Source organism: Thioalkalivibrio sp. ALE11, from assembly GCF_000381205.1.
GTDB lineage: Bacteria > Pseudomonadota > Gammaproteobacteria > Ectothiorhodospirales > Ectothiorhodospiraceae > Thioalkalivibrio.
Genome location: NZ_KB906165.1, coordinates 108,657 through 132,242 on the forward strand (window position 1 = coordinate 108,657; position 23,586 = coordinate 132,242).

A 23,586-nucleotide genomic window follows, 5' to 3' on the forward strand; every position below is an offset into this window, starting at 1 on the left:
TCCCTGTATACTTCCCTGTCGTTCAAAACCCCGTTCAGAGTGCACCATGACGCAGGATTCCCCGCAGGACAAGCCGGCCGCCGAAGCCAAGCTCTGGGGTGGCCGCTTCTCCGAGCCCACCGATGCCTTCGTGGAGCGATTTACCGCCTCGGTGGACTTCGACCGCCGCCTCTACCGCGAGGACATCCGGGGCTCGCAGGCCCACGCGCACATGCTGGCCAGGGTGGGGGTCCTGAGCGAGGACGAGGCGCGCCGGATCGTCGACGGGCTGGACGCCATCCGCGAGGAGATCGCCGCCGGCGAGTTCGACTGGCAGGTGGGCCGCGAGGATGTCCACATGAACATCGAGGCGCGCCTGATCGAGCGCATCGGCGATGTCGGCAAGAAGCTGCACACCGGCCGCTCGCGCAACGACCAGATCGCCACCGACATTCGCCTGTGGCTGCGCGCCGCGATCGACGAGATCCTCGAACTGATTCGTTCCTACCAGAGCGGCCTGGTGGATCTGGCCGAGCGCGAGGCCGACACCATCATGCCCGGGTTCACCCATCTGCAGACAGCCCAGCCGGTGACCTTCGGCCACCACATGCTGGCGTGGTACGAGATGCTCGAGCGCGATGCCGAACGGCTGCGCGACTGCCGGCGTCGGGTGAACATCCTGCCGCTGGGCGCCGCTGCCCTGGCGGGTACCCCGTACCCCCTGGACCGTGAATACGTGGCGGAACAGCTCGGATTCGACGGGGTCACGCGCAACTCGCTGGATGCGGTGTCTGATCGCGATTTTGCGATCGAATTCAGCGCGGCGGCCTCGACCCTGATGATGCATCTGTCGCGTCAGGCCGAGGAGCTGGTGCTGTGGACCAGCGCCCAGTTCGACTTCATCGAGCTGCCGGATCGCTACTGCACCGGATCCTCCATCATGCCGCAGAAGAAGAACCCGGACGTGCCCGAGCTGGTGCGCGGCAAGACCGGCCGGGTGTATGGCCATCTGACCAGCCTCCTGACCCTGATGAAGAGCCAGCCGCTGGCCTACAACAAGGACAACCAGGAGGACAAGGAGCCGCTGTTCGATACCGTGGACACCCTGCTGGGCTCCCTTCGGGCGTTCGCCGACATGGTCCCCAACCTGGCCGTGCGTCGTGCGAACACCCTGGCGGCCACTACCCGCGGTTTCGCCACCGCCACCGATCTCGCCGACTACCTGGTGGAGCGGGGCGTGGCCTTCCGCGACGCCCACGAGGTGGTGGGCCGTGCGGTGCGCCTGGCGCAGGAGCGGGGTGTGGACCTGGCACAGCTGTCACTGGAGGAACTGCAGCAGCTGAGTGCCGCGGTGGGCGAGGATGTCCACGGGGTGCTGACCGCCGAGGGTTCGGTGGCCGCCCGCCGGGTGACCGGCGGGACGGCGCCGGAACAGGTCCGGCGCCAGGTCGCGGCCGCGCGCGCGCGTCTGGCAGCAGCCGGGGATCAGTCCTCGACGTAGCCGTCGACCACGTCCCACATCACGTTGCCGTGCACCACCTCGTATTCCAGTAGCAGCTGGCCGAAGCGGTCGCCGCTCTCGAAATGGGCGAGCACCCAGCGCGCGTTGAGTACGTAGATCCCGTCTTCGCGGAACTCGGCGGTGTCACCGTCGCGCAGCACCTCGGGAACCAGTTGCGGATTCTCGACCAGATCCTCGGACAGCCGGCGCTCCGGGTTGGTCATCCCCAGGCGCTGCAGCTGCTGGATGTCGGCATTGCGCAGGCCGATCTCCACCGGGCGCGGCACCTCCTCGCGGGTGTATTCGGCCAGCTGCATCTGGGCCTCCAGCAGCTCGCGGTTGGCCTCGGTGACGTCGTGCTCCAGGCCTTCGGCGCGCGCGATGTAGATCGCCAGGATGATGACGAAGAACGCCATCAGGCCCAGCCACATCAGGCGTTCACGGGTACGCAGGCGACCCGGATCCTCGTTGTCGGTCTCGGGGTTGCGGTTTTCATCATCCTGGGACACGGCGGTTCTCCTCGGTTGCGGGCGGGCGGTAGTCCCGGGCCGAGTGGGCCCATGGGACGTACCCTCGACATGTGGCGCATGATAACCCGCAATGTTCCCGCTGCCGAGGTGCCGCCCCATGTCCGCCGCCGAGCCGAACCGCGAACGTCCTCCGGAGACACCGCCGTCGGGTGCCGGGCTGGAATGGATCAACCGTTTCGCCGCGCTGCCGGATGCCTTCCATCACCGCCCGGAGCCCGCCCCGTTCCCCGGGGCCCGGCTGCTCGCCAGCAGCCCGGCGATGCGCGAGCGTCTGGGTCTGACGCCCGAGGATCTCGCCGCCGAGCCGTGGCTCGGCATGATCACCCGCGGCGAGCCGGTGGCGGGCACGCCGCAGGTCGCCAGCGTGTATGCGGGTCACCAGTTCGGGGTCTACGTGCCGCAGCTGGGCGATGGCCGGGCCAAGTTGCTGGGCGAGGTGCGCACGCCCGCCGGCGAGCACTGGGAACTGCAGAGCAAGGGCTCCGGGCCGACGGCTTTCTCGCGTCATGCCGACGGGCGCGCGGTGCTGCGCTCGTCGATCCGCGAATACCTGGTTTCCGAGCACATGGCGGCGCTGGGCATCCCCACCACGCGGGCGGTGGCCCTCTACGGGTCCTCGCTGCGGGTGTTCCGCGAGCGCATCGAGAGTGGCGCGGTGGTGTTGCGCGCGGCCCCCAGTTTCCTGCGTTTCGGGCATTTCGAATACTTCCATTATGCCGGCTATCCGGAGCGGCTGCGCCAGCTGATCGACTACGCGCTGGACCATGACTTCCCCGAGCACCGCGAGGCCGAGGACCCGGTGCGCGCGATGCTGGAGACCGTGACCGCCCGCACCGCCGAGCTGATGGCCGACTGGCAGGCAGTGGGCTTCAGCCACGGGGTGATGAACACCGACAACATGAGCCTGACCGGGCTCACCATCGACTACGGCCCGTTTGCGTTCATGGACGCCTACGACCCCGATTACATCTGCAACCACACCGACCAGGGGGGGCGTTATGCCTTCGGCCGCCAGCCGGGCGTGGCTCAGTGGAACCTGATCCGTCTCGCGGAGACCCTGGTGGGGCAGTTCCGCGCCCCCGACATCGACACCGCGGTGGAGCAGGCGAAGCCCGTCCTCGAGGCGTACCAGGAGCAGTTCCGCGCGGCCTGGTTGCGGCGCATGCGCGCCAAGCTGGGCCTGCAGCTCGAACGTGACGAGGACGAGGCCCTGATCCAGGATCTGCTCGCCCGGATGGCGGGCGAAGGCGTCGACTACACCCGGTTCTTCCGTCAGTTGCCGGAACTGGAAGACGGAGACACGCGTCAGGGATTCCTCGAGGAGCTGGAAGACCCGCGTGCCTGGGAGGCCTGGGAGGATCGCTGGCGTGCCCGTCTGAGCCACGAGACGCGCCCGACGGCGGAGCGCCATGCGGCGATGCGGGCGGTGAACCCGAAATACATCCTGCGCAACCACCTGGCGCAGGCTGCCATCGAACGTGCCGAGGAGGGTGACCTGTCGGAGGTCGAGAGACTGCAGCGCGTGCTGAGCCGGCCGTTCGACGAACAGCCGGAGGACGAGGACCTCGCCGGGCTGCCGCCGGCCTGGGCCAGCGGGATCCAGCTCAGCTGTTCGTCCTGAGGGGAGGCGCTGCCTGCTTCAGGCGGAGTCGGGGACCTCTTCCAGCAGCAGGCTGCGTCCGCCCATCGCGCTCGGCTTGGGCACGCCCATCAGTTCCAGCACCGTGGGGGCGACGTCGGCGAGTCCGCCGCCGGTACGCAGACGCCAGCGCTGGCTGTCGAGGATCATGCACATCACCGGGTAGATGGTGTGCTGGGTGTGCGGTGCCCCGGTGACCGGGTCGACGTATTCGTCGCAGTTGCCGTGGTCGGCGGTGACGATCACCGAATACTCCTGGGCCTCGGCCGCATCCAGCACCCGCCCGACCTCGCGGTCGAGGGTGTGGACCGCCTCGATCAGTGCCTCGCGGCGGGCGGTGTGGCCCACCATGTCACCATTGGCGAAATTCACCAGGATGAAGCCGTAACGCCCGCTTTCCATCGCCTTGATGGTCTCGTCGGCGACCTCGCGCGCGCTCATCTCCGGCTGCTCGTCATAGGTGTCCACCGCGGGCGAGGGCACCATCACCCGCTTCTCGCCCGCGTAGGATTCTTCCTTGCCGCCGTTGAAGAAGAAGGTCACGTGGGCGTATTTCTCGGTCTCCGCGCAGTGGAACTGCGGGATCCCGGCGGAGGCGATGGTGGAACCCAGGGTGGTGGACGGGCGTTCCGGGGGGAATGCGATCGGCGACAGGAAGCGCGGGTCGTATTCGGTCAGGCAGGTCTCCGAGACCGGGTGGAAATCCCCGCGATCGAACCCGTCGAAATCATCCATGCCCAGGGCAGCGGTGAGCTGGCGCGGGCGGTCGTTGCGGAAGTTGAACAGCACGCATTCCGCCTCGGTGCCCATCGGTGCCCCGCCGTTGATGATGCGGGGCTTGATGAATTCGTCATCCTCGCCCGCGGCCCACGCACCCTCGATCGCCTCGCGCGCGCTGCCCACCGGTTCGCCTTCGGCGTAGGCCATCGCGCGGAAGGCCTTCTCCGTGCGGTTCCAGCGCTTGTCACGGTCCATGGCGTAGTAGCGCCCGCAGACCGTGGCGATGAACCCGCCGGCCTGCTCCAGTTCCGGCTCCAGGGTCTCGAGATAGTTCAGCGCCGAGCGAGGCGCGGTATCACGGCCGTCGGTGATCATGTGCACGATCGGCCGGGCGCCTTCCTGGCGGCAGATGCCGATCAGGGCCGCCAGGTGCCGGATATGCGAATGCACGCCGCCGTCGGACACCAGTCCGATCAGGTGCAGGGGCTGGTCCTTGGAGGCCGCGGCCCGCGCCGCACTGACCAGGGCATCGTTCTCGAAGAAGCTGCCATCGGCAATGGCGTCGTCGATGCGCACCAGGTCCTGATTGACGACCGTGCCCGCGCCCAGCGTCAGGTGGCCGACCTCGGAGTTGCCCATCTGCCCGTCCGGCAGGCCGACCGCCCGGCCGCAGGCATCCAGGGTGGTGTGCGTGCGGGTCGACAGATAGCGGTCGAGGTTGGGGGTGTCCGCCTCGGCGTAGGCGTTGTTGATCTTGCTGGGGTTCACGCCCACCCCGTCCATGACGACGAGAAGGACGGGGCGGCGAGGGGTGGTGCGCGGATCAGCCATCGCGGTATCGGTACCTGGGTGCGTGGGTGGGACGAATATTCAGTGAGTGCCGAATTTTACCAGCTCCGCACGCGGTTTGGAGGTCCGGGCCGCTCGCGAATCAGCGGGGATCACGCTCGGGGCGATCCCCCGATTCGTCCGGCGTGTCGTCCGCCGCATCGTCCGGCCCATCCGTGCGGTTGCCCGCGGATGCGTTGCCGCGTCGCGCGTCTTCGGCCTCGATGCGATCGAGTTCGGCATCCATCTCCGCCTCGGACAGCGGGGTGTAGCCGGTACGAGCCGCGGGAGACGGACGCGTTTCGTCGGAGGTGTCGGCGGCCGGCGCCCTGCCCGCGGGTTCGGGCCGGGTGGTGCCGGTGCCGGAGCGCGGTGCGGGGCCGGAATCCGGTCCGCTCTGCGGTCCCGCGCCCGGGCCGCCGCCGGGTCCGCCATCGGGGTCATCGGGCCCGTCCGGGTCGTCATCGGGGGCGGCCTTCTGTTCGGCCTTGCGCCGCTCCATGATGCGCGCAAGGATCAGGCCGACCTCGAACAGCAACCACATCGGCAGGGCCAGCAGGGTCTGCGAAATGATGTCCGGCGGAGTCAGGACCATGCCCACCAGGAACACCCCGACGATCACGTACGGGCGCTTGGCGGCCAGCTTCTCGGTGGTGGTGGCCCCCATGGTCACCAGGAGGATGGTGGCCACCGGCATCTCGAAGGCGATGCCGAAGGCGATGAACAGCAGGATGACGAAATCCAGGTAGCGCGAGATGTCCGTCATCACGTCCACGCCTTCCGGCGCGGCCGCGGTGAAGAACGCGAAGATCAGCGGAAAGACCACGAAATAGGCGAACGCCATCCCGAGGTAGAACAGGATGGTGGATGACGCGACCAGAGGGCCGGCCAGGCTCTTCTCGTGCTGATAAAGCCCCGGCGCGATGAACGCCCACAGCTGATAGAGCAGGTACGGGATGCTGATCGCCACCGCCAGCAGCAGGGTGAGCTTGAACGGGATCAGAAACGGCGCGGCCACCTCGATCGCGATCATGCTGGTGCCTTCCGGCAGATGCGCCATCAGCGGATCGGCCAGGAAGGTATAGAGCTGGTTGGCGAACGGGAACAGGATCAGGAACACCACCAGCACGGCGATGAACATCCGCAGAACCCGGTCGCGCAGCTCGATCAGGTGGGAGAGCAGGGTCTCGGTGGCCTCTTCCGTGGGTTCGACCCCCGGGCTGGTCTTGCTCATGGGCGTTCGTCAGGCGTGCGGGGTGAGTGGTCGGTGTCGGTTTCCTGCGGCCCGTCGCCGCCCTGTTCTTCCGGGGATTCCGGCGCTTGCCCGGCGGGGCGCTGCGGCCGGCGCCCGGCGGTGCGCCGCCGGGGCCTTTCTTCCCGCGTGCTGCGCTGTTCGCGTTCGGCCGCCAGTGCGGGATCTTCGGTGGCCAGGTCCGGGCCCATGTTGTGGCTGACGGGTACCCGCTCGAGGTCACCGCCGTCAGCGTCCCAGGCCGGTTCCTCAGGCGCGGATCCCGCCTCGCTGTCCTGCGTGCCGGCATCCTCTACCGAATCGGCGCGGGAGGTGTCGGTTTCGCGACCGGCCGGTTCCGGAGGGGTGCGACGTTCGCGAACCGCGGGACGTGCCGGCTTCGCCGGTTGCGTGTCCCCGTCGGCCGACTCGCCGGCATCCGAATCCGCATCCGCCGGGGTGTCGTCGGTGTCGCGCAGCTCGCGGTTGATCTCGCGTTCGGTCTGCTCCAGATCCTCACGCAGGCTGGTCTCGGTGTCCTCGACCATGTGCTTGAGCTCGCGGATCTCGCGGTCCTGGCTCTTGACCATCTCGCGCAGTTCCTCGGTCTGGAACTCGCGCTCCACGTCCGAGCGCACGCTCTGGACAAAGCGCCGGGTCTTGCCGACGAACCGGCCAATCTCGCGCGCAAGGCCGGGCAGGCGCTCCGGTCCCACGACCAGGAGCGCCACCACGACGATGATCAGGATTTCCCAGAAGCCGATGTCGAACATGGACTAGCGCCGCTGCCGGCCGGTCGTTGCGGACCGGAACCGGATCAGGCGTTCTTGTCCGACGAGTCGTTGTCGCCGGACTTCTCGCTGCGCTTTTTCACCTCGGCGTCGACCACGCGACCTTCGTCGTCTTCGCTCTGGTTCTCGACGCCCGGCTTTTCGCCTTCCACGCCTTCCTCGCCTTCTTCCTTCTTCTGGTTCTCGCCGTCGGGGTCCTTGACCGCCTGCCGGAAGTTCTTCAGCGCGGAGCCGACGTCACCGCCCATGTTGCGCAGTTTTTTCGTGCCGAACAGCAGGACCACGATCAGAAGGATGATCAGGAGCTGCCAGATGCTGATACCACCAATACCCATGGAGTGTCTCCGAAATAAGTTCCTTGCCGGACAGCCTGACCGGGGAGGGTTCCCGAATCAACCAGGCCGCCTATTTGTCCGAACGCTGTCCTGCGACTTCGCGGCCGGCCTTTTCGTCCACGCCGGACAGGCCGAAACGCCGGGCCAGTTCGTCGAGGACGTCGTCGGGGTGCCGGTCGCGCGCCCGCAGGACGATGAGGGTATGAAACCACAGGTCGGCCATTTCCGACACCAGCGCATCGGCGTCGTCGTCCTTGGCCGCCAGCACCGCTTCGGTGGCTTCTTCGCCCACCTTCTTGAGCATGGCATCCAGGCCGCGGGCCTGCAGCTTCGCGACGTAGGAGCGTTCGGGATCCGCGGAGCGTCGCTCGTCGATGACTTCGGCCAGCGCGGCCAGCAGGTGCTCGCGCGGGTTTGCGGAGGGATCGTTCACGCCGTCACCTCCTGCAGAGGACGCACGGGCACCCCCGCGGCTTCCATCGCGGCCTTGGCCTCGCCGACCGTGTGCTCGCCGAAGTGGAAGATGCTGGCCGCCAGCACGGCATCCGCGTGCCCGGTGGTCACGCCCTCGACCAGATGTTCCAGGGTGCCCACACCGCCCGAGGCGATCACCGGGATGTTCACCGCGTCGCTCACCGCCCGGGTCAGTTCCAGGTCGAAGCCGCTGCGGGTGCCGTCGCGGTCCATGCTGGTCAGCAGAATCTCGCCGGCGCCCAGCTCGGCCATGTGGCGCGCCCATTCGATGGCATCCAGGCCGGTCTCGCGGCGCCCGCCGTGGGTGAAGATCTCCCAGCGTGCGGGCTCGCCTTCGGCGCTGGTGCGGCGCGCGTCGATCGCCACCACGATGCACTGCGAGCCGACCCAGTCGGCCGCTTCGCGCACCAGTTCGGGTCGGTGAACCGCCGCGGTGTTGATGGACACCTTGTCCGCCCCGGCGTTCAGCAGACGGCGGATGTCGTCCACCGCGCGCACGCCGCCGCCCACGGTCAGCGGGATGAAGACCTGCGAGGCGACTTCTTCGACCACGTGCAGGATGGTGCTGCGGTCGTCGGAGGAGGCGGTGATGTCGAGGAACGTCAGCTCGTCGGCACCCTGGGCGTCGTAGCGCCGGGCGATCTCCACCGGGTCACCGGCGTCGCGGATGCCGACGAAGTTCACGCCCTTCACCACGCGGCCGGCGTCCACGTCCAGGCAGGGGATGATGCGGCGTGCCAGCATCTCAGGTGTCCTCGCCCCGGGCGGCCGTGCGCGCCTGCTCCAGGGTGAAGGCGTCCTCGTACAGGGCGCGGCCGACGATCACGCCGTCGATACCGGCGTCGGCCCCGCGGGCGAGGCTGCGGATGTCGTCCAGCGAGCTGACGCCGCCGGAGGCGATCACCGGTACGCGCACGTTCTCCGCGAGCTTCGCGGTGGCCTCCACGTTGGGGCCTTCCATCATCCCGTCGCGCGCGATGTCGGTATAGATGATCGCGGCGACGCCGTCGGACTCGAAGTGCTGGGCGAGGTCGATCACGTCGTGACGCGAGAGCTTGGACCAGCCGTCCACCGCGATCTTGCCATCGCGGGCGTCCAGGCCGACGATGATGTGACCCGGGAATTCCAGGCACAGGTCGTTGACGAAATGCGGCGCGCTGACCGCCCGTGTGCCGATGATCACGTACTGCACGCCGGCATCGAGGTAGGCCTGCACGGTGTCATCGTCGCGGATGCCGCCACCGATCTGGATGGTCAGGTCGGGGAAGGCCTCGACGATTGCATGGATCGCCTCGGCATTGCGCGGCCGCCCCGCGAATGCCCCGTCGAGGTCCACGATGTGCAGGCGTTCGGCCCCGGCCTCGACCCAGCGTCGGGCCATTTCCACCGGCTCTTCGCCGAATACCGTCGAGTCCTCCATGCGCCCCTGGCGCAGGCGCACGCACTTGCCTTCCTTCAGGTCGATCGCGGGAATGACCAGCATCTCTCTCCGCCTCCTGTTGCGGCGTTCACGGGGCGTCCGGGGCGTCGCCGTCCCAGCGCAGAAAGTTGTTCAGCAGGCGCAGGCCGCAGGCCGCGCTCTTTTCCGGGTGACACTGCATGGTGAACAGCGAGCCGCGGGCGAGGGCCGAGGCGAAGGTTTCGCCATAATCCGTGTGCGCAGCCACGCTGGCCGCGTCGCGCGGCTGCACCCGGAAGCTGTGCACGAAATAGAACCACGGCGTCTCCGGCAGGCCGTGCCACAGCGGGTGCTCGCCGGTGGGCTGCACGCGGTTCCAGCCCATGTGCGGCACCTTCAGGCGACGCCCCTGCGCATCGCTGCGTTCCGGAAAGCGGGCGACCCCGCCGGGGATCACCCCCAGCAGGTCGACGCCGCCGCTTTCGTCCGAGTGCTCCATCAGGATCTGCTGCCCCAGGCAGAGTCCGAGGAACGGGCGCGAACCGGCCAGTTCCGGCAGCAGGCGGTTGAGACCGCGTCGGGCGAGGGCCTGCATCGCGTCGCCGGCCGCCCCCTGGCCGGGAAACACCAGCCGGTCGGCCTCGCGCAGGATCTCCGGGTCGTCGGTACGTAGGATGCGCTGGCCGGGTGCGGCCTCGTGCGTCAGGGCACGCTCCACCGAGTGGAGGTTGCCCATGCCGTAGTCGATGACGGCGACGGTTTCCATGTGGCTTCCCTGTTGCGGCGGGCCTTACAGGCTGCCCTTGGTGGAGGGCGTGATGCCGGCGCCGCGGGGGTCTTCCTCCGCGGCCTCGCGCAGCGCGCGGCCGAAGGCCTTGAAGATGGTCTCCGCCACGTGATGGGCATTGTCCCCGCGCAGGCAGTCCACGTGCAGGGTGATCCACGCATGGTTGACCAGGCCCTGGAAGAATTCGTGGAACAGGTCGACATCGAACTGGCCGATGTGCGAACGGCGGAAATCGGCGTGCATCTCCAGGCCCGGGCGGCCGGAGAAGTCGATCACCACCCGTGACAGGGCCTCGTCCAGCGGCACATAGGCATGGCCATAGCGGCGGATGCCCTTCTTGTCGCCGATCGCCTGCGCCAGTGCCTGGCCCAGGGTGATGCCGATGTCTTCCACCGTGTGGTGGTCGTCGATGTGCAGGTCGCCTTCGGCGCGCACGTCCAGATCGACCATCCCGTGACGCGCGATCTGGTCGAGCATGTGGTCGAGGAACGGGATGCCGGTCTCGGTGTGGCACTGGCCGGTGCCGTCGAGGTTCAGTTCGACGGCGATCCGGGTCTCGAGGGTGTCGCGGCGGACGGAGGCGGTACGCTGGTTCATCTTGGCTGGCTTCGACGCAGAAAGTTCCAGTGTAGCAAGGCTGGCGCCCGGCCGGTATGCCGTACTCGCGGCCCGGGACATGCAGCGCGACGTCTTTCCACCCATCGGCGCGCCGGATACGGGTACCCATAAAAAAGGCCGGGGCGAACCCCGGCCTTTCCGCATCCATCAAGGGAGATGGATTTACCGGACGGAAACCGACTCGGAAGCGGTTTCGCCCTGGTTGTCTTCCCAGCTGATCTCGACGGTGTCGCCGGACGAACCTTCGAATTCCAGCTCGAGGAAGGGGTTCTGCGAGATGGTCACGTTCCAGTGGGCGGTGACCATGGTTTCGCCGTTGCGCTTGGCTTCGACGGTCTGAATGAAATGCTCGGGGATGATCTCGCCGGCATCATCGGTCTGATCCCCGGTGTGCATCGGGTGGCTCAGCAGGGCGCGGACGTTGATCATTCCGTCCTGTTCCTGGGCGCGAATACGGATGGACATAGTTCTTTACCTCCAGACTGTTGATCGGATCGGTGAGGGTGCCGGCTTAGCCGCCGCAGCCACCCACCGTCACTTCGACGTTGCGGGACGTCATGTACCAGTTGCCGTCGGCCTTGACGGCGGCGATCACGTCCGAGGTGTCACCCAGGCGGATGCGCATGGACGCCTTCGGCTTCGCGCCGGAGGCGAAGACATAACGGCCGGTGAGGGAACGGTCGTTGGCTTCGGCGAAGATCGCGATCTCCTCGACGTTGTCCATGTGGGCCTCGACCGAGATCGGGACCACGGCGCCGTTCTCGGCGATTTCCGGGGCGCTCAGGTCGATGTCGTCGGACTGCTGCATGTCGGTGGTGCCGGCGACGGCGTTCATCGCCTCGGACATGCCCTCCGTCTCGAACATGTCGGCGGACCAGGCGGCGAGCAGCTTGCTCGGGGCCAGCAGGCCGGCGCCCACGGCGGCGCCCACGGTACCGGCGGCGAGAGTGCCTTTCAGGAAGACACGACGCTTGGTGCTAATCATGGAGATCTCCTCTCATCTTTTTGGATCAAATCCGGACATTCCCGGGGCGCGAGCGATCCACGTGGATGCAGGCGCCTGTGCGTTGTGACGGGGTACCGTTCGGTTCTATTCCCCGTCCCCGGATCAGCCCCCTTTGGTGTCGGGCCCTTTGCTGATCCTGCAACTCCAGAGTCCCAGAATGTGGCTGAACGCTTCATGAACGGATCCGTTATCGAGCGGCTCCGGGCCGCAACGCCCCTGATCCGAGTGAAGCCAGCCCCGTATCAATGGCACACTATGCCCTCCCGATGCAATCATTTCCGGATACCGCACCCATGCCCTTCTGCAAGGCCCACCTGTTGCTGCTGATCGTGGTTGTCGTCCTCGGAGGCGCGCAGATGCTGGCCAGCTGCGGGCAGAAGGGCGATCTCTACCTCCCCGAGGACGAGCAGGAGGAATCCCGCTAGATGGACTATTTCGATTACCGCGGGGGCACGCTGCATTGCGAGAGCGTGGACCTCGACGCCCTGGCCCGCCGGGTGGGGACCCCGGCCTACGTCTACTCCCGCGCCACCCTGGAGCGCCATTACCGCGCGTTCGCCGAGGCCCTGATCGGGATGCCGCATCAGGTCTGCTTCGCGGTCAAGGCCAACTCCAGCCTGGCGGTGCTGAACGTGCTGGCCCGCATGGGCTCGGGGTTCGACATCGTCTCCGGCGGCGAACTGGAGCGGGTGCTGCGTGCCGGCGGCGACCCCGCGCGGGTGGTGTTCTCCGGGGTCGGCAAGACCGCGGCGGAGATGCAGCGCGCGCTGGACGTGGGCATCCACTGCTTCAACCTCGAATCGGAGGGCGAGCTGGAACGCCTGGAAGCGGTCGCCGCCGAGCGCGGGGAGACCGCCCCGGTGTCGTTGCGGGTGAACCCGGACGTCGACGCCGAGACCCATCCCTACATTGCCACCGGCCTGCGCGACAACAAGTTCGGCGTGGCGATCGAGGACGCGCCGGCGCTGTATCGCCGCATCCATGAGTCCGGGCACCTGGACGCGATCGGCGTGGATTTCCACATCGGCTCCCAGCTGACCAGCACCGAGCCGTTCGTCGACGCGCTGGAACGGGTGCTGGCGCTGGTGGACCGGCTGGCGGAAGACGGCATCGAGCTGTCGCACATCGATGTCGGCGGCGGGCTGGGCGTGCGCTATCGCGACGAGACCCCGCCGGAGCCCGACGTCTGGGCCGCGGCCCTGCGCGAGACCCTGGGCGAGCGGCCGCTGAAGGTGCTGCTGGAGCCGGGCCGGGCGATCGCCGCCAACGCCGGGGTGTTCCTGACCCGGGTGGAATACCTCAAGCACTCGGAACACCGCGATTTCGCGATCGTTGACGGCGCGATGAACGACCTGTTGCGCCCGGCGCTGTACGGCGCGTGGCAGGCGATCGACCCGGTGGTCCCGCGCGACGATACCGAAACGCGCAGCTACGACGTGGTCGGGCCGGTGTGCGAGACCGGGGATTTCCTCGGGCGCGAACGCGATCTCGCGCTGGCCCCCAACGACGTGCTGGCGGTCCGCTCCGCCGGTGCCTACGGTTACGTGATGGCGGGCAACTACAACAGCCGCCCGCGCCCGCCCGAAGTCATGGTGGACGGTGACCACTATCAGATCGTCAACCGCCGCGAGCAGGTCGATCATCTGATGATGCGCGAGAGCATGCTGCCGCGCGATCCCGACGAGGAAGATCCGCCCGGGAGGGTCGATCCGTGATCCCGCGGCGGCCCGAGCCCGAGCTGATGCTGGAGCCCGGGCAGGCCCGGGCCTATGCCGAGGCGGATTTCGCGCAGCCCCACGAGGGCTTTGTCGATGCCTTCGCCGAGGTGTTCCCGGAGCCGGTGCGCGGCCCCGTGCTGGATCCGGGCTGCGGCCCGGGGGATGTCAGCCTGCGCTTCGCCGCGCGCCATCCCGACTGCGAAGTTGACGGGCTGGACGGTGCGCCGGCCATGCTGGCGGCCGGGGATGCGCTGCGGGTCGGCCATCCGGCCGCCGCGCGTGTCCATCTGGCCGAGGGTTGCCTGCCCCATGCGCGGGGCCCGCGCGCGCCCTACGCCACCATCATCTGCAACTCGCTGCTGCATCACCTGCATGATCCGGGGGTGCTGTGGCAGGTGATCCGTCGTGACGGCGCCCCGGGGGCGCGGGTGTTCGTGATGGATCTGCGCCGTCCCGATTCGGAGGCCGAAGTGCAACGCCTGGTGGCGGAGCACGCGGCCGACGCCCCGGAGGTCCTGCGGCGCGACTTCGAACACTCGTTGCACGCAGCGTTTACCCCCGAGGAGGTCCAGGGCCAGCTGGCCGCCGCCGGTCTCGAAGGCTTCCGCGTGCGGGTGACCAGCGATCGCCACATGGTCATCCACGGGCGGTTGCCGGAGCGCCGGGGATGAGTGCGCTCGCCTTTACCAAGATGCACGGCCTGGGCAACGACTTCGTGGTGTTCGACGGCGTGCGCCAGGCGGTCGCGCTGAGCACCGAGCAGCTGCGCCTGCTGGCCGATCGCCATTTCGGCGTGGGCTGCGACCAGATCCTGCTGGTGGAGCCGCCCGCCGATCCCGCGAGCGCGCTGTTTCGCTACCGCATCTTCAACGCCGACGGCGGCGAGGTGGAGCAGTGCGGCAATGGCGCGCGCTGCTTCGCCCGCTTCGTACGCGAACAGGGCCTGACCGACGCTCGCGAGATCCCTGTGGAGACCCTGGGCGGTCCGCTGGTGCTGCGGGTGGAGGCGGACGAACAGGTGACCGTCGACATGGGCTGCCCGGTGCTGGAACCGGCGCGCATCCCGTTCGAGGCCGACTTCCAGGCACCGGAGTACCCCCTCGAGGTCGGCGACACCTTCCTGAAGATCGGCGCGGTGTCCATGGGCAACCCGCATGCCGTGACCTTTGTCGACGACGTGGGGCAGGCACCGGTGGCGACCCTGGGGCCCGCGATCGAGGCGCATCCCCGCTTCCCGCGCCGCGTGAACGCCGGTTTCGCCGCGGTACGTGATCGCGGGCACCTGGACCTGCGGGTATACGAACGCGGCGCCGGCGAGACCCTGGCCTGCGGCTCCGGCGCCGCCGCGGCGATGGTGGTGGCCCGTCTGCAGGGCCGGGTCGATGACTGCGTGCGGGTCTCGCTGCCGGGCGGGACCCTTGTGCTAAGCTGGGGCGGCAGGCCGGAGTCGCCGGTGCGGCTGACCGGCCCCGCAACCACGGTATTCAACGGCAGGATCGATCTATGAGTACAGACCCCTCCAGTGCCTCCCCGGCGGGGGATGGCGCCGAACTCTCGGCGGCCGAGGTCGAGGCCTGGCTGCGCGAGCACCCGGATTTCTTCCTCGACCACCAGGCCCTGCTGGACGTGCTGCGCATCCCGCATCCGGCCGGTGGAGCCGAGTCCCTGGTCGAACGCCAGCTCAAGCGCCTGCGCGAGCAGAACCGCCAGCTGGAGCAGCGCATGCACGAGCTGGTGGAGCGTGCCCGCGACAATGAACGGGTCGGCCGCCAGCTGCACGATCTGGCCCGAACCCTGATGCGTGCGGAGAACCTGGATGCGGTGCTGGCGCTGACGCAGGACGCCCTGCGCGATGAACTGGGCGCCGAGCGGGTGAGCATCCGTCTGGCGGAGCGCGAGGTGCAGGACCTGCACGCCCTGGATACCGCCCAGCTGGCCGTGCTGGAACCACTGTTCGCCCGCGGCCGGGCACAGTGCGGCCGCGTGCCCCCGGACATGCTGAAGGTGCTGTTCGACGATGCGGACGACACGGTGGGTTCGGCGATCCTGATGCCGCTGCTGGCGGACGACGAACGTGTGGGCGTGCTGGGTCTGGCCAGCGCCTCGCCGGATCGTTTCCAGCCGGACATGGGGACCTACTTCGTCACCCATATCGGCGAGCTGCTGGCCGAGTCCATCCGCTGTCATGCCGACCGCAAACAGGCCGCCTGAGTCCGAGCCGCAACCCGACCCCGCCATCGAGGCCTATCTCGCGCATCTGCGTGATGTGCGCGGGCTTTCGTCGCACACCGTAGCTGCGTACCGTCGCGACCTGCGCGAACTGCGCCGGGCCTGGGACGCGCCCTGGACGGAGCTGGATGCCGCCGCGCTGCGCCGCATCGTGGCCGGGCTGGCCCGGGGCGGGCGCCATCCGCGCTCGGTCCGCCGGTTCCTCGCCGCAGTGCGCGGTTTCCTCGATTTTCAGGTGGAGCGTGGCGAGCGCGCCGCCAACCCCGCCGCCGGGCTGCGCGGTCCGAAGACCGACCGTCCGCTGCCCCGCGGGCTGGACGTCGATCAGGCGCAGCAGGCGCTGGATGCCCCGCCCGCCGCCTCCGCTCTGGACGCGGACGATCCCGATTCGCCCCTGGCGCGCCGCGACCGCGCGATGCTGGAGCTGCTGTACGGCTCCGGACTGCGGCTGGCGGAACTGACCGGGCTGGATCTGCCGGACGTGGACCGGGAGGCCGGCATGGTGCGTGTACTCGGCAAGGGCCGGCGCGAGCGCCGGGTGCCCGCCGGACGCATGGCGCTGGCCGCCCTGCGCGACTGGCTGGCGGTGCGCGGCCAGTGGGCGGATGTCGACGAGCCCGCGCTGTTCGTGACCCGGCGCGGGCAGCGCATCAGCAACCGCTCGGTCCAGCGGCAGGTCGCCGAGGCCGGGCGCCGGGGCGGGCTCGACGTGCATCTGCACCCGCATCGCCTGCGCCACGCCTTCGCCAGCCACCTGCTGGAATCCAGCGGCGACCTGCGCGCGGTGCAGGAACTGCTGGGGCATGCCGATCTGTCGACTACCCAGATCTACACCCATCTGGACTATCAGCACCTGGCCGAGGTCTACGATGCCGCCCATCCCCGCGCGCGGCGTCACGATCCGGCCGACGAGACGGGTTCGTAGGCGGGCGCAACCGCGTACAATCCCGGTCCGGATCCGACCACCGATTGCAGGAGACCACCGTGGAGCAGTTTCGTGGCACCACCATCGTCTGTGTGCGCCGCAATGGCGCCGTGACCCTGGGCGGCGACGGCCAGGTATCGCTGGGCAACACCGTGATGAAGGGCAACGCGCGCAAGGTGCGCCGCGTCTACCATGACCGCATTCTCGCCGGATTCGCCGGCGGCACGGCCGACGCCTTTACCCTGTTCGAGCGCTTCGAGGGCATGCTTGAGAAGCACTCCGGCAACATCACCCGGGCCGCGGTCGAGCTGGCCAAGGACTGGCGCACCGACCGCGCGCTGCGCAAGCTGGAGGCGCTGCTGGCGGTGTCCGATCGCGAGAACTCGTTCGTGATCTCGGGCAATGGCGACGTGATCGAGCCCGAGAACGCGCTGATCGCGATCGGCTCCGGTGGCCCCTACGCCCAGGCCTCGGCCCAGGCCCTGCTGCAGAACACCGACCTGCCGGCGCGCGACGTGGTGGAGAAGAGCCTCCATACCGCCGCCGACATCTGCGTCTACACCAATCACAACATCACGCTGGAGAGCCTCGACGCCGAGTGACGCCCCGGCGTCGCCCGCAAGGCTCCCCGGCCGCGACCCTTCAGGACCGCAAGCCATGAGCGACATGACCCCCCGCGAAATCGTCCAGGAACTGGATCGCTACATCATTGGCCAGGACGGGGCCAAGCGTTCCGTGGCCGTCGCCCTGCGCAACCGCTGGCGCCGGCGACAGCTGCCCGAGGCCCTGCAGCCCGAGGTCACGCCCAAGAACATCCTGATGATCGGCCCCACCGGCGTCGGCAAGACCGAGATCGCCCGCCGCCTGGCGAAGCTGGCCAAGGCCCCGTTCATCAAGGTCGAGGCGACCAAGTTCACCGAAGTCGGCTATGTCGGGCGCGATGTGGAGTCGATCATCCGGGATCTGGCCGAAAACGCGATCAAGCAGCTGCGCGAGGAAGAGATGCAGCAGCACCGCGGCCAGGCCGAGGACGCCGCCGAGGAGCGCATCCTCGATGCCCTGCTGCCGCGGCCGCGCAACGCCGGTTTCACCGAGTCCGGCGACGACGCGGCCAACAACGAGACCCGGCAGAAGCTGCGCAAGCGCCTGCGCGAGGGCAGCCTGGACGAGCGCGAGATCGACATCGAGCTCCAGCAGCAGGGGCAGAACGTCGAACTGATGACACCGCCCGGCATGGAAGAGATGGCCAGCCAGCTGCAGTCGATGTTCCAGAACATGGGGGGCCAGAAGAGCCAGCAGCGGCGCCTGAAGATCGCCGACGCCCGGCGACTGCTGGTGGACGAGGAGGCCGCGCGCCTGGTCAACGAGGAAGAACTCAAGGTCAAGGCGATCGAGCGGGTCGAGCAGAGCGGCATTGTGTTCCTCGATGAGATCGACAAGGTTGCCAAGGGCAGCGAGAAGAGCGGCTCGGATGTCTCCCGCGAGGGCGTGCAGCGCGACCTGCTGCCGCTGATCGAGGGCACCACCGTGTCCACCAAGCTGGGCATGGTGCGCACCGACCATATCCTGTTCATCGCCTCCGGTGCGTTCCACCTGAGCAAGCCGTCGGACATGGTCCCCGAGCTCCAGGGCCGGCTCCCGATCCGGGTGGAACTGGAACCGCTGTCGGTGGAGGCCTTCGTGCGCATCCTGACCGAGCCCACCGCGTCGCTGACCGAGCAGTACGTGGAGCTGATGAATACCGAGGGCGTCAGCGTGGAATTCCGCGACGAGGGCGTGCAGCGCCTCGCCGAGATCGCCCACGACGTCAATGCGCGCACCGAGAACATCGGCGCGCGGCGGCTGCACACCGTGCTCGAACGCCTGCTGCAGGACGTCGCCTTTCGCGCCCCCGACATCCCGGAACCGGTCGTGATCGACCGCGCGTTCGTCGACGAACGCCTGAGCGATCTGGCCGAGGACGAGGACCTGTCGCGCTACATCCTGTAGCGCCTCAACCCCGGAGCCCGTGCCGGGGTATGCCCGCCGGGGCGCGCGGGCTGGTATCCTCGCCGGCGGCAGTGATTCCGGGACCGCCCTGGCGGTCCCGGGCGTTCCCATCGTCCCGGGCAATCCGGGCGCCGCACGTCGGAGGCCGCATGAGCAGTACGCAACGACCCACGGACATCCAGCTGCACCAGAAGTCGCGCATCCTCGAGCTGCGCTATGCCGACGGCTCGCATTTCGAGCTGCCCTGCGAGTTCCTGCGGGTGTATTCGCCGTCGGCCGAGGTGCGCGGACACGGCCCCGGACAGGAGGTCCTGCAGGTCGGCAAGGAGGACGTGAACATCACCGCGATCGAGCCGGTCGGCAACTACGCGGTCAAGCTGGTGTTCTCCGACGGCCACGATACGGGCATCTACGACTGGGATTACCTCTACAAGCTGGGTACGGAACAGGAGCGTCTGTGGCAGGATTACCTGGAACGGCTGCATCAGGCCGGTCACGAACGCCGCACCCACTGACGCAAGAAGACTCATGAACCACGACGACCCCGGCAAGACCCACTTCGGTTATCAGACCGTTTCCGAATCCGAGAAGACCGAGCGGGTCGGACAGGTGTTCCACTCCGTGGCTTCCCGCTACGACGTGATGAACGACCTGATGTCCATGGGCATCCACCGCGTGTGGAAGCGCTACACCGTGGAGCGCGCCGGGGTGCGCCCCGGCATGCGCATCCTCGACCTTGCTGGCGGGACCGGCGATCTGGCCAGTGCGTTCGCGCCGCGGGTCGGGCCGAAGGGGCAGGTCGTGGTCTGCGATATCAACGCCTCCATGCTGGAGGCCGGGCGCGACCGGCTGATCGACGAGGGCCGGGTCGGCAACATCGACTACGTGCAGGCGGATGCCGAAGTCCTGCCGTATCCCGACGAGTCATTCGACCGCATCACCATGGCCTTCGGCCTGCGCAACGTGACCCGCAAGGAAAACGCGCTGGCGGAGATGCGCCGGGTGCTCAAGCCCGGCGGTCGGGTGCTGATCCTGGAGTTTTCGCAGCCGGTGGCGCCGCTGCGGCCGGCCTACGATGTCTATTCCTTCAAACTCCTGCCGCTGATGGGCCGTCTGGTCGCCAATGATGCCGACTCCTATCGCTATCTGGCCGAATCCATCCGCATGCACCCGGATCAGGAGACCCTCGCCGGGCTGATGCGCGATGCCGGCCTGGAACGCGTCGAATACGACAACCTGACGGGCGGCATCGTCGCCCTGCACCGCGCTACCCGCCTGTAACAGCCGGAGAAGAATCGCGATGGCCGAGCCTGCAGCCCTGCCGAGCCCCGTCACCGCTCTGGTCGAGACCCTGCTGAACGAGATCCTGGCGGCCGCGCCGGAACCGGCACGCGAGCGCCTGGCCGGCCGCGCGGTGGCCATCGTGGTCGAGCCGCCGGGGGTCGCGTTCAGTCTGGTGGGTGCCGCCGACCGCCTGCAGGTGATCGGCGGGGTGGAAGAACCCGTGGATGCCCGCGTGGCCGGCTCGCCATTGTCGCTGGGGGCGGCCATGACCCGCGACGACCGCAGCGGTCTGCAGCTCGACGGAGATGCCACCGCGCTGTCCGATCTGCAGCGCGCGCTGGGCGAAGCCGAGCACGACTGGGCGGCGCTGTTCGAGCGGGTTGCCGGCGCCGGTTCGGCGGGCCCGCTGCAGGATCTGTTCCGGCGTGTGACCGGCGGCCTGCGCCATGCGGCCACCCGCTCCGCCGAGGATGTGGCCGATTATGCCCGCGACGAGGCGGGCTGGCTGCCGCCGTCCGGGGCCTTCGAGGCCTTCAGCGAGGACGTGGCCCGCCTGCGTGACGATACCGCCCGGCTGGAGGCGCGCCTGCGCCGTCTCGAATCCGGAGACGCCTGACCCCCATGCGACGCAGCTTCTACCAGGGTCTGCGGCTGTGGACCATCGCCCGGGTCCTGGTGCGCTACCGGCTGGACGTCATCCTGTTCACCCTCAAGCCGCTGCGCCCGCTGAGCTTCCTGCTCTATCTCGCGCCATGGAACTGGTTCCGCCGCACCCGGGGCACGCGGGGCGAACGCATCCGCCGCGCGCTGGAGGACCTGGGCCCGATCTTCATCAAGTTCGGGCAGATGCTGTCGACCCGCCGCGACCTCCTCCCGGACGACATCGCGGTGGAGCTGGCGCGCCTGCAGGATCGTGTCCCGCCGTTCCCCGCCGACCGAGCGCGCGCGGTGATCGAGGCCGAGCTGGAACGCCCGGTGGACATCGCCTTTGCCGAGTTTTCCGATACCCCGCTGGCCTCGGCCTCCATCGCCCAAGTGCACGAGGCGCGGCTGCAGGACGGCCGCGAGGTGGTGGTGAAGGTCGTGCGGCCCGGCATCCTGAAGACCATCCGCGCGGACCTCGAGGTGATGCATACTATCGCCGCGCTGGCGGATCGCTACTGGAGCGAGGCCCGCCGGCTGCGCCCGCGCGAGGTGGTGGACGAGTACGAAAAGACCGTCACCGATGAGCTGGACCTGATCCGCGAGGGCGCCAACGCGGCGGCCATCCATCGCAATTTCGCGGACAGCCACCTGCTCTACATCCCGGAAATCATCTGGGACTACACCCGCCAGAGCGTGCTGGTGATGGAACGCATCGAGGGCATTCCGGTGGCGGACGTGGCCGCCCTGCGTGAACGCGGGGTGGACCTGCGGCTGCTGGCGGAGCGCGGCGTGGAGATCTTCTTCACCCAGGTGTTCAAGCACAACTTCTTCCACGCCGACATGCACCCGGGCAATATCTTCGTCGATGCCACCCATCCGGACGACCCGACGTACCGCGCGGTCGATTTCGGCATCGTCGGCTCGCTGCTGGACTCCGATCAGCGCTACCTCGCGGAGAACTTCTACGCCTTCTTCAACCGTGACTACCGGCGCGTGGCCGAGTTGCACGTGGAGTCCGGCTGGGTGCCGAAGGACACCCGGGTCGACGAGTTCGAGGCGGCGATCCGGTCGGTGTGCGAGCCGATCTTTCAGAAGCCGCTGGACGAGATCTCCTTCGGCCAGGTGCTGATGCGGCTGTTCCAGACCGCGCGGCGCTTCGACATGGAGGTCCAGCCGCAGCTGGTGCTGCTGCAGAAGACCCTGCTGAACATCGAGGGCCTGGGGCGCCAGCTGTACCCGCAGCTGGACCTGTGGACGACGGCCAAGCCGTTCATCGAGCAGTGGATGCACGAGCGCATGGGGACGCGAGCCTTCTTCCGCAGCGCGCGCGAACACCTGCCGCGGCTGCTGGCCCATCTGCCGGAGCTGCCGCTGCATGTGGAGAAGGCGTTGACGGTGGAGGAGCAGCGGGCCGAACGCGATGCCGCGCTGCGCCAGCAGATCCGCGAGCTGGAGGACGGTCTCGGCCGGCAGGACCGGCGCCGTCGCGAGGGCCTGGCCGCGCTGGGGCTGCTGGTGGTGGCGGGCCTGACTTTCCAGCTCGACGTGCCGCAATGGCTGGGGATCGCCTGGCCGGCGTGGCCCGCCGGGGTCCTGGGCCTGGGTCTGCTGCTGTTCAGCCTGCGGCCGCTGCCGCCGCGGCCGCAGAACTGACCCGGCCGGCTCCGTTCCTGGCCCGGCCCGGGCCTCAGCCGAGCAGGCCGCGCAGCACGTAGAAGAACAGGATCGCCAGGATCGCCCCGGCCGGCAGGGTCACGATCCACGACATGAAGATCATGCGTACCAGGCGCAGGTCGATCGCCGCGATCCCGCGGGCCAGGCCCACGCCGAGGATCGCGCCCACCAGGGTGTGGGTGGTGGAGATCGGCAGGCCGGTGCCCGAGGCCAGCACCACGGTGGCGGCCGCGGCCGCCGTCGCGGCATAGCCGCGGCTGGGGGTCAGCTGGGTGATGCCGGTGCCCACCGTGGCGATCACCTTGTGGCCGTAGGTGAACAGGCCGAACACGATCCCGAAGCCGCCCAGCAGCAGCACCCACATCGGCACCAGCGTCTCCGGGTCCACCTCGCCGGTCTGGATCACGTCCACCACCGCGGCCAGCGGGCCCACCGCATTGGCCACGTCGTTGGAGCCCAGGGCAAAGGCCATGGCGCAGCCGGTGACCACCATCAGCACGCCGAAGACCTTCTCGACGTCACTGAAGTGCGAGCCGTTTTCGTCCGCCGGGATCTCCTCGAACCGCAGCCGGCGGATGGCCAGCATGCCGAACGCCACCACGATCAGGCTGATCAGGATCGCCAGGCCGTAACTCTGTACGGTGGTGAAATTGAGGCCGACATGGGTCAGCCCCTTGAACATGGTGACCAGCGCGGTCACGAAGGCGGTGAGGAAGATGTACAGCGGGGCCCAGCGCTTTGCGTTTTTCAGCGGGTCCACCGTGTCCAGGATCAGGAGCTGCACGCTGCGGAACAGGGCGAACGCGATCGCGCCGCCGATCATCGGCGAAAGAACCCAGGACGCCGCGATGGTGCCGACCCGTTCCCAGCGCACCACCTCGAACCCGAGCCCGACCACCGCGAAGCCGATGATGGCGCCGATGATGGAATGCGTGGTGGAGACCGGCCAGCCGAAATAGGACGCGACCATCAGCCAGGTCCCGGCCGCCGCCAGGGCCGCCAGCATCCCGAACACCAGCAGGTCCGGGCTGTCCGCCAGCAGATCGGAATCGACCATCCCGCTGCGGATGGTCTGGGTTACCTCGCCCCCGGCCAGCCATGCACCGGCGAACACGAAGACCCCGGCCACCACCACCGCCTGGCGGATGGTCAGGGCACGTGATCCCACCGAGGTGCCCATGGCATTGGCCACGTCGTTGGCGCCGATGCCCCAGGCCATGAACAGACCGAAGATGACCGCGAGGGCGAGCAGCACAATGCCGTATTCCATGCCGTCTCCCGAGC

27 protein-coding genes are annotated in these 23,586 nt (G+C 68.6%); 14 read left to right on the forward strand and 13 right to left on the reverse strand.

Annotation, left to right across the window (positions count from 1 at the left end):
* Positions 1–46 precede the first annotated feature (46 nt).
* Positions 47–1,480: an argininosuccinate lyase gene (gene argH / locus F620_RS0102630; protein WP_019569347.1), complete on the forward strand. Its 1,434-nt coding sequence runs from the start codon at positions 47–49 to the stop codon at positions 1,478–1,480.
* On the opposite strand, the gene F620_RS0102635 is transcribed toward argH, so the two are convergent.
* Positions 1,465–1,989 carry a hypothetical protein gene (locus tag F620_RS0102635; RefSeq protein WP_019569348.1) on the reverse strand — a complete coding sequence of 175 codons (525 nt, stop codon included), beginning with the start codon at positions 1,987–1,989 and terminating at the stop codon, positions 1,465–1,467. The two genes, argH and F620_RS0102635, sit on opposite strands and share 16 nt — an antisense overlap.
* Positions 1,990–2,107: 118 nt before the next feature.
* On the opposite strand from F620_RS0102635, the gene F620_RS0102640 reads away from it, so the two are divergent.
* Positions 2,108–3,631, forward strand: coding sequence for a YdiU family protein (locus F620_RS0102640; RefSeq protein WP_019569349.1), 1,524 nt, complete (start codon positions 2,108–2,110; stop codon positions 3,629–3,631).
* An 18-nt stretch (positions 3,632–3,649) separates the two neighbouring features.
* On the opposite strand, the gene gpmI is transcribed toward F620_RS0102640, so the two are convergent.
* The 11 genes from gpmI to soxY form a co-directional block, all read right to left on the reverse strand.
* Positions 3,650–5,200 (reverse strand): 2,3-bisphosphoglycerate-independent phosphoglycerate mutase, encoded by a 1,551-nt coding sequence (gpmI, locus tag F620_RS0102645; protein ID WP_019569350.1) that lies wholly within the window; start codon positions 5,198–5,200, stop codon positions 3,650–3,652.
* Positions 5,201–5,300: 100 nt separating this feature from the next.
* Positions 5,301–6,431, reverse strand: a complete 1,131-nt coding sequence (tatC, locus tag F620_RS0102650) for a twin-arginine translocase subunit TatC (RefSeq protein WP_019569351.1) — start codon at positions 6,429–6,431, stop codon at positions 5,301–5,303.
* Positions 6,428–7,201 carry a Sec-independent protein translocase protein TatB gene (gene tatB, locus F620_RS0102655; RefSeq protein ID WP_019569352.1) on the reverse strand — a complete coding sequence of 258 codons (774 nt, stop codon included), beginning with the start codon at positions 7,199–7,201 and terminating at the stop codon, positions 6,428–6,430. The genes tatC and tatB overlap by 4 nt, the downstream gene beginning before the upstream one ends.
* A gap of 44 nt (positions 7,202–7,245) precedes the next feature.
* Positions 7,246–7,554, reverse strand: a complete 309-nt coding sequence (tatA, locus tag F620_RS0102660) for a twin-arginine translocase TatA/TatE family subunit (protein ID WP_018868868.1) — start codon at positions 7,552–7,554, stop codon at positions 7,246–7,248.
* A 70-nt stretch (positions 7,555–7,624) separates the two neighbouring features.
* Entirely contained in the window at positions 7,625–7,987 is a 363-nt protein-coding gene (locus tag F620_RS0102665) for a phosphoribosyl-ATP diphosphatase (RefSeq protein ID WP_018868867.1), read from the reverse strand.
* Positions 7,984–8,772, reverse strand: a complete 789-nt coding sequence (hisF, locus tag F620_RS0102670) for an imidazole glycerol phosphate synthase subunit HisF (protein WP_019569353.1) — start codon at positions 8,770–8,772, stop codon at positions 7,984–7,986. The genes F620_RS0102665 and hisF overlap by 4 nt, the downstream gene beginning before the upstream one ends.
* Position 8,773: 1 nt before the next feature.
* Entirely contained in the window at positions 8,774–9,511 is a 738-nt protein-coding gene (gene hisA, locus F620_RS0102675; protein WP_019569354.1) for a 1-(5-phosphoribosyl)-5-[(5-phosphoribosylamino)methylideneamino]imidazole-4-carboxamide isomerase, read from the reverse strand.
* A 25-nt stretch (positions 9,512–9,536) separates the two neighbouring features.
* Positions 9,537–10,193 (reverse strand): imidazole glycerol phosphate synthase subunit HisH, encoded by a 657-nt coding sequence (hisH, locus tag F620_RS0102680; protein WP_019569355.1) that lies wholly within the window; start codon positions 10,191–10,193, stop codon positions 9,537–9,539.
* 24 nt (positions 10,194–10,217) lie between these two features.
* Entirely contained in the window at positions 10,218–10,811 is a 594-nt protein-coding gene (gene hisB / locus F620_RS0102685) for an imidazoleglycerol-phosphate dehydratase HisB (protein ID WP_018868863.1), read from the reverse strand.
* Between the two features lie 183 nt (positions 10,812–10,994).
* The gene (gene soxZ, locus F620_RS0102690; protein ID WP_019569356.1) at positions 10,995–11,297 is read right to left on the reverse strand and encodes a thiosulfate oxidation carrier complex protein SoxZ; all 303 of its coding nucleotides are present in this window, start codon (positions 11,295–11,297) and stop codon (positions 10,995–10,997) included.
* 46 nt (positions 11,298–11,343) lie between these two features.
* A complete protein-coding gene (gene soxY / locus F620_RS0102695) occupies positions 11,344–11,817 on the reverse strand; it encodes a thiosulfate oxidation carrier protein SoxY (protein ID WP_019569357.1) in 474 nt (157 codons plus the stop codon).
* A gap of 314 nt (positions 11,818–12,131) precedes the next feature.
* On the opposite strand from soxY, the gene F620_RS14745 reads away from it, so the two are divergent.
* From F620_RS14745 to ubiB, 12 genes are all read left to right on the forward strand, one after another.
* Entirely contained in the window at positions 12,132–12,263 is a 132-nt protein-coding gene (locus tag F620_RS14745) for a lipoprotein (RefSeq protein ID WP_019022573.1), read from the forward strand.
* Entirely contained in the window at positions 12,264–13,553 is a 1,290-nt protein-coding gene (gene lysA, locus F620_RS0102705) for a diaminopimelate decarboxylase (RefSeq protein ID WP_019569358.1), read from the forward strand.
* Complete coding sequence (locus F620_RS0102710; protein ID WP_019569359.1) at positions 13,550–14,227, forward strand: trans-aconitate 2-methyltransferase; 678 nt, start codon at positions 13,550–13,552, stop codon at positions 14,225–14,227. The genes lysA and F620_RS0102710 overlap by 4 nt, the downstream gene beginning before the upstream one ends.
* A complete protein-coding gene (dapF, locus tag F620_RS0102715; protein ID WP_019569360.1) occupies positions 14,224–15,063 on the forward strand; it encodes a diaminopimelate epimerase in 840 nt (279 codons plus the stop codon). Before F620_RS0102710 ends, dapF begins: the two co-directional genes overlap by 4 nt.
* A complete protein-coding gene (locus F620_RS0102720; RefSeq protein WP_018868856.1) occupies positions 15,060–15,767 on the forward strand; it encodes a DUF484 family protein in 708 nt (235 codons plus the stop codon). Before dapF ends, F620_RS0102720 begins: the two co-directional genes overlap by 4 nt.
* Positions 15,742–16,710 carry a tyrosine recombinase XerC gene (locus F620_RS0102725; protein ID WP_019569361.1) on the forward strand — a complete coding sequence of 323 codons (969 nt, stop codon included), beginning with the start codon at positions 15,742–15,744 and terminating at the stop codon, positions 16,708–16,710. Before F620_RS0102720 ends, F620_RS0102725 begins: the two co-directional genes overlap by 26 nt.
* A gap of 59 nt (positions 16,711–16,769) precedes the next feature.
* Positions 16,770–17,312, forward strand: a complete 543-nt coding sequence (hslV, locus tag F620_RS0102730) for an ATP-dependent protease subunit HslV (protein ID WP_019641486.1) — start codon at positions 16,770–16,772, stop codon at positions 17,310–17,312.
* Between the two features lie 55 nt (positions 17,313–17,367).
* Entirely contained in the window at positions 17,368–18,699 is a 1,332-nt protein-coding gene (gene hslU, locus F620_RS0102735) for an ATP-dependent protease ATPase subunit HslU (protein WP_018868853.1), read from the forward strand.
* A 149-nt stretch (positions 18,700–18,848) separates the two neighbouring features.
* The gene (locus tag F620_RS0102740) at positions 18,849–19,214 is read left to right on the forward strand and encodes a gamma-butyrobetaine hydroxylase-like domain-containing protein (protein WP_018868852.1); all 366 of its coding nucleotides are present in this window, start codon (positions 18,849–18,851) and stop codon (positions 19,212–19,214) included.
* A 13-nt stretch (positions 19,215–19,227) separates the two neighbouring features.
* Entirely contained in the window at positions 19,228–19,980 is a 753-nt protein-coding gene (ubiE, locus tag F620_RS0102745) for a bifunctional demethylmenaquinone methyltransferase/2-methoxy-6-polyprenyl-1,4-benzoquinol methylase UbiE (RefSeq protein WP_019569362.1), read from the forward strand.
* Positions 19,981–19,999: 19 nt separating this feature from the next.
* On the forward strand, positions 20,000–20,599 hold the full coding sequence (locus F620_RS0102750; RefSeq protein WP_019569363.1) for an SCP2 domain-containing protein: 600 nt from the start codon (positions 20,000–20,002) through the stop codon (positions 20,597–20,599).
* A 5-nt stretch (positions 20,600–20,604) separates the two neighbouring features.
* Entirely contained in the window at positions 20,605–22,281 is a 1,677-nt protein-coding gene (gene ubiB / locus F620_RS0102755; RefSeq protein ID WP_019022581.1) for a ubiquinone biosynthesis regulatory protein kinase UbiB, read from the forward strand.
* Positions 22,282–22,315: 34 nt separating this feature from the next.
* On the opposite strand, the gene F620_RS0102760 is transcribed toward ubiB, so the two are convergent.
* Entirely contained in the window at positions 22,316–23,572 is a 1,257-nt protein-coding gene (locus F620_RS0102760) for an inorganic phosphate transporter (RefSeq protein ID WP_019569364.1), read from the reverse strand.
* Between the last annotated feature and the right edge of the window lie 14 nt (positions 23,573–23,586).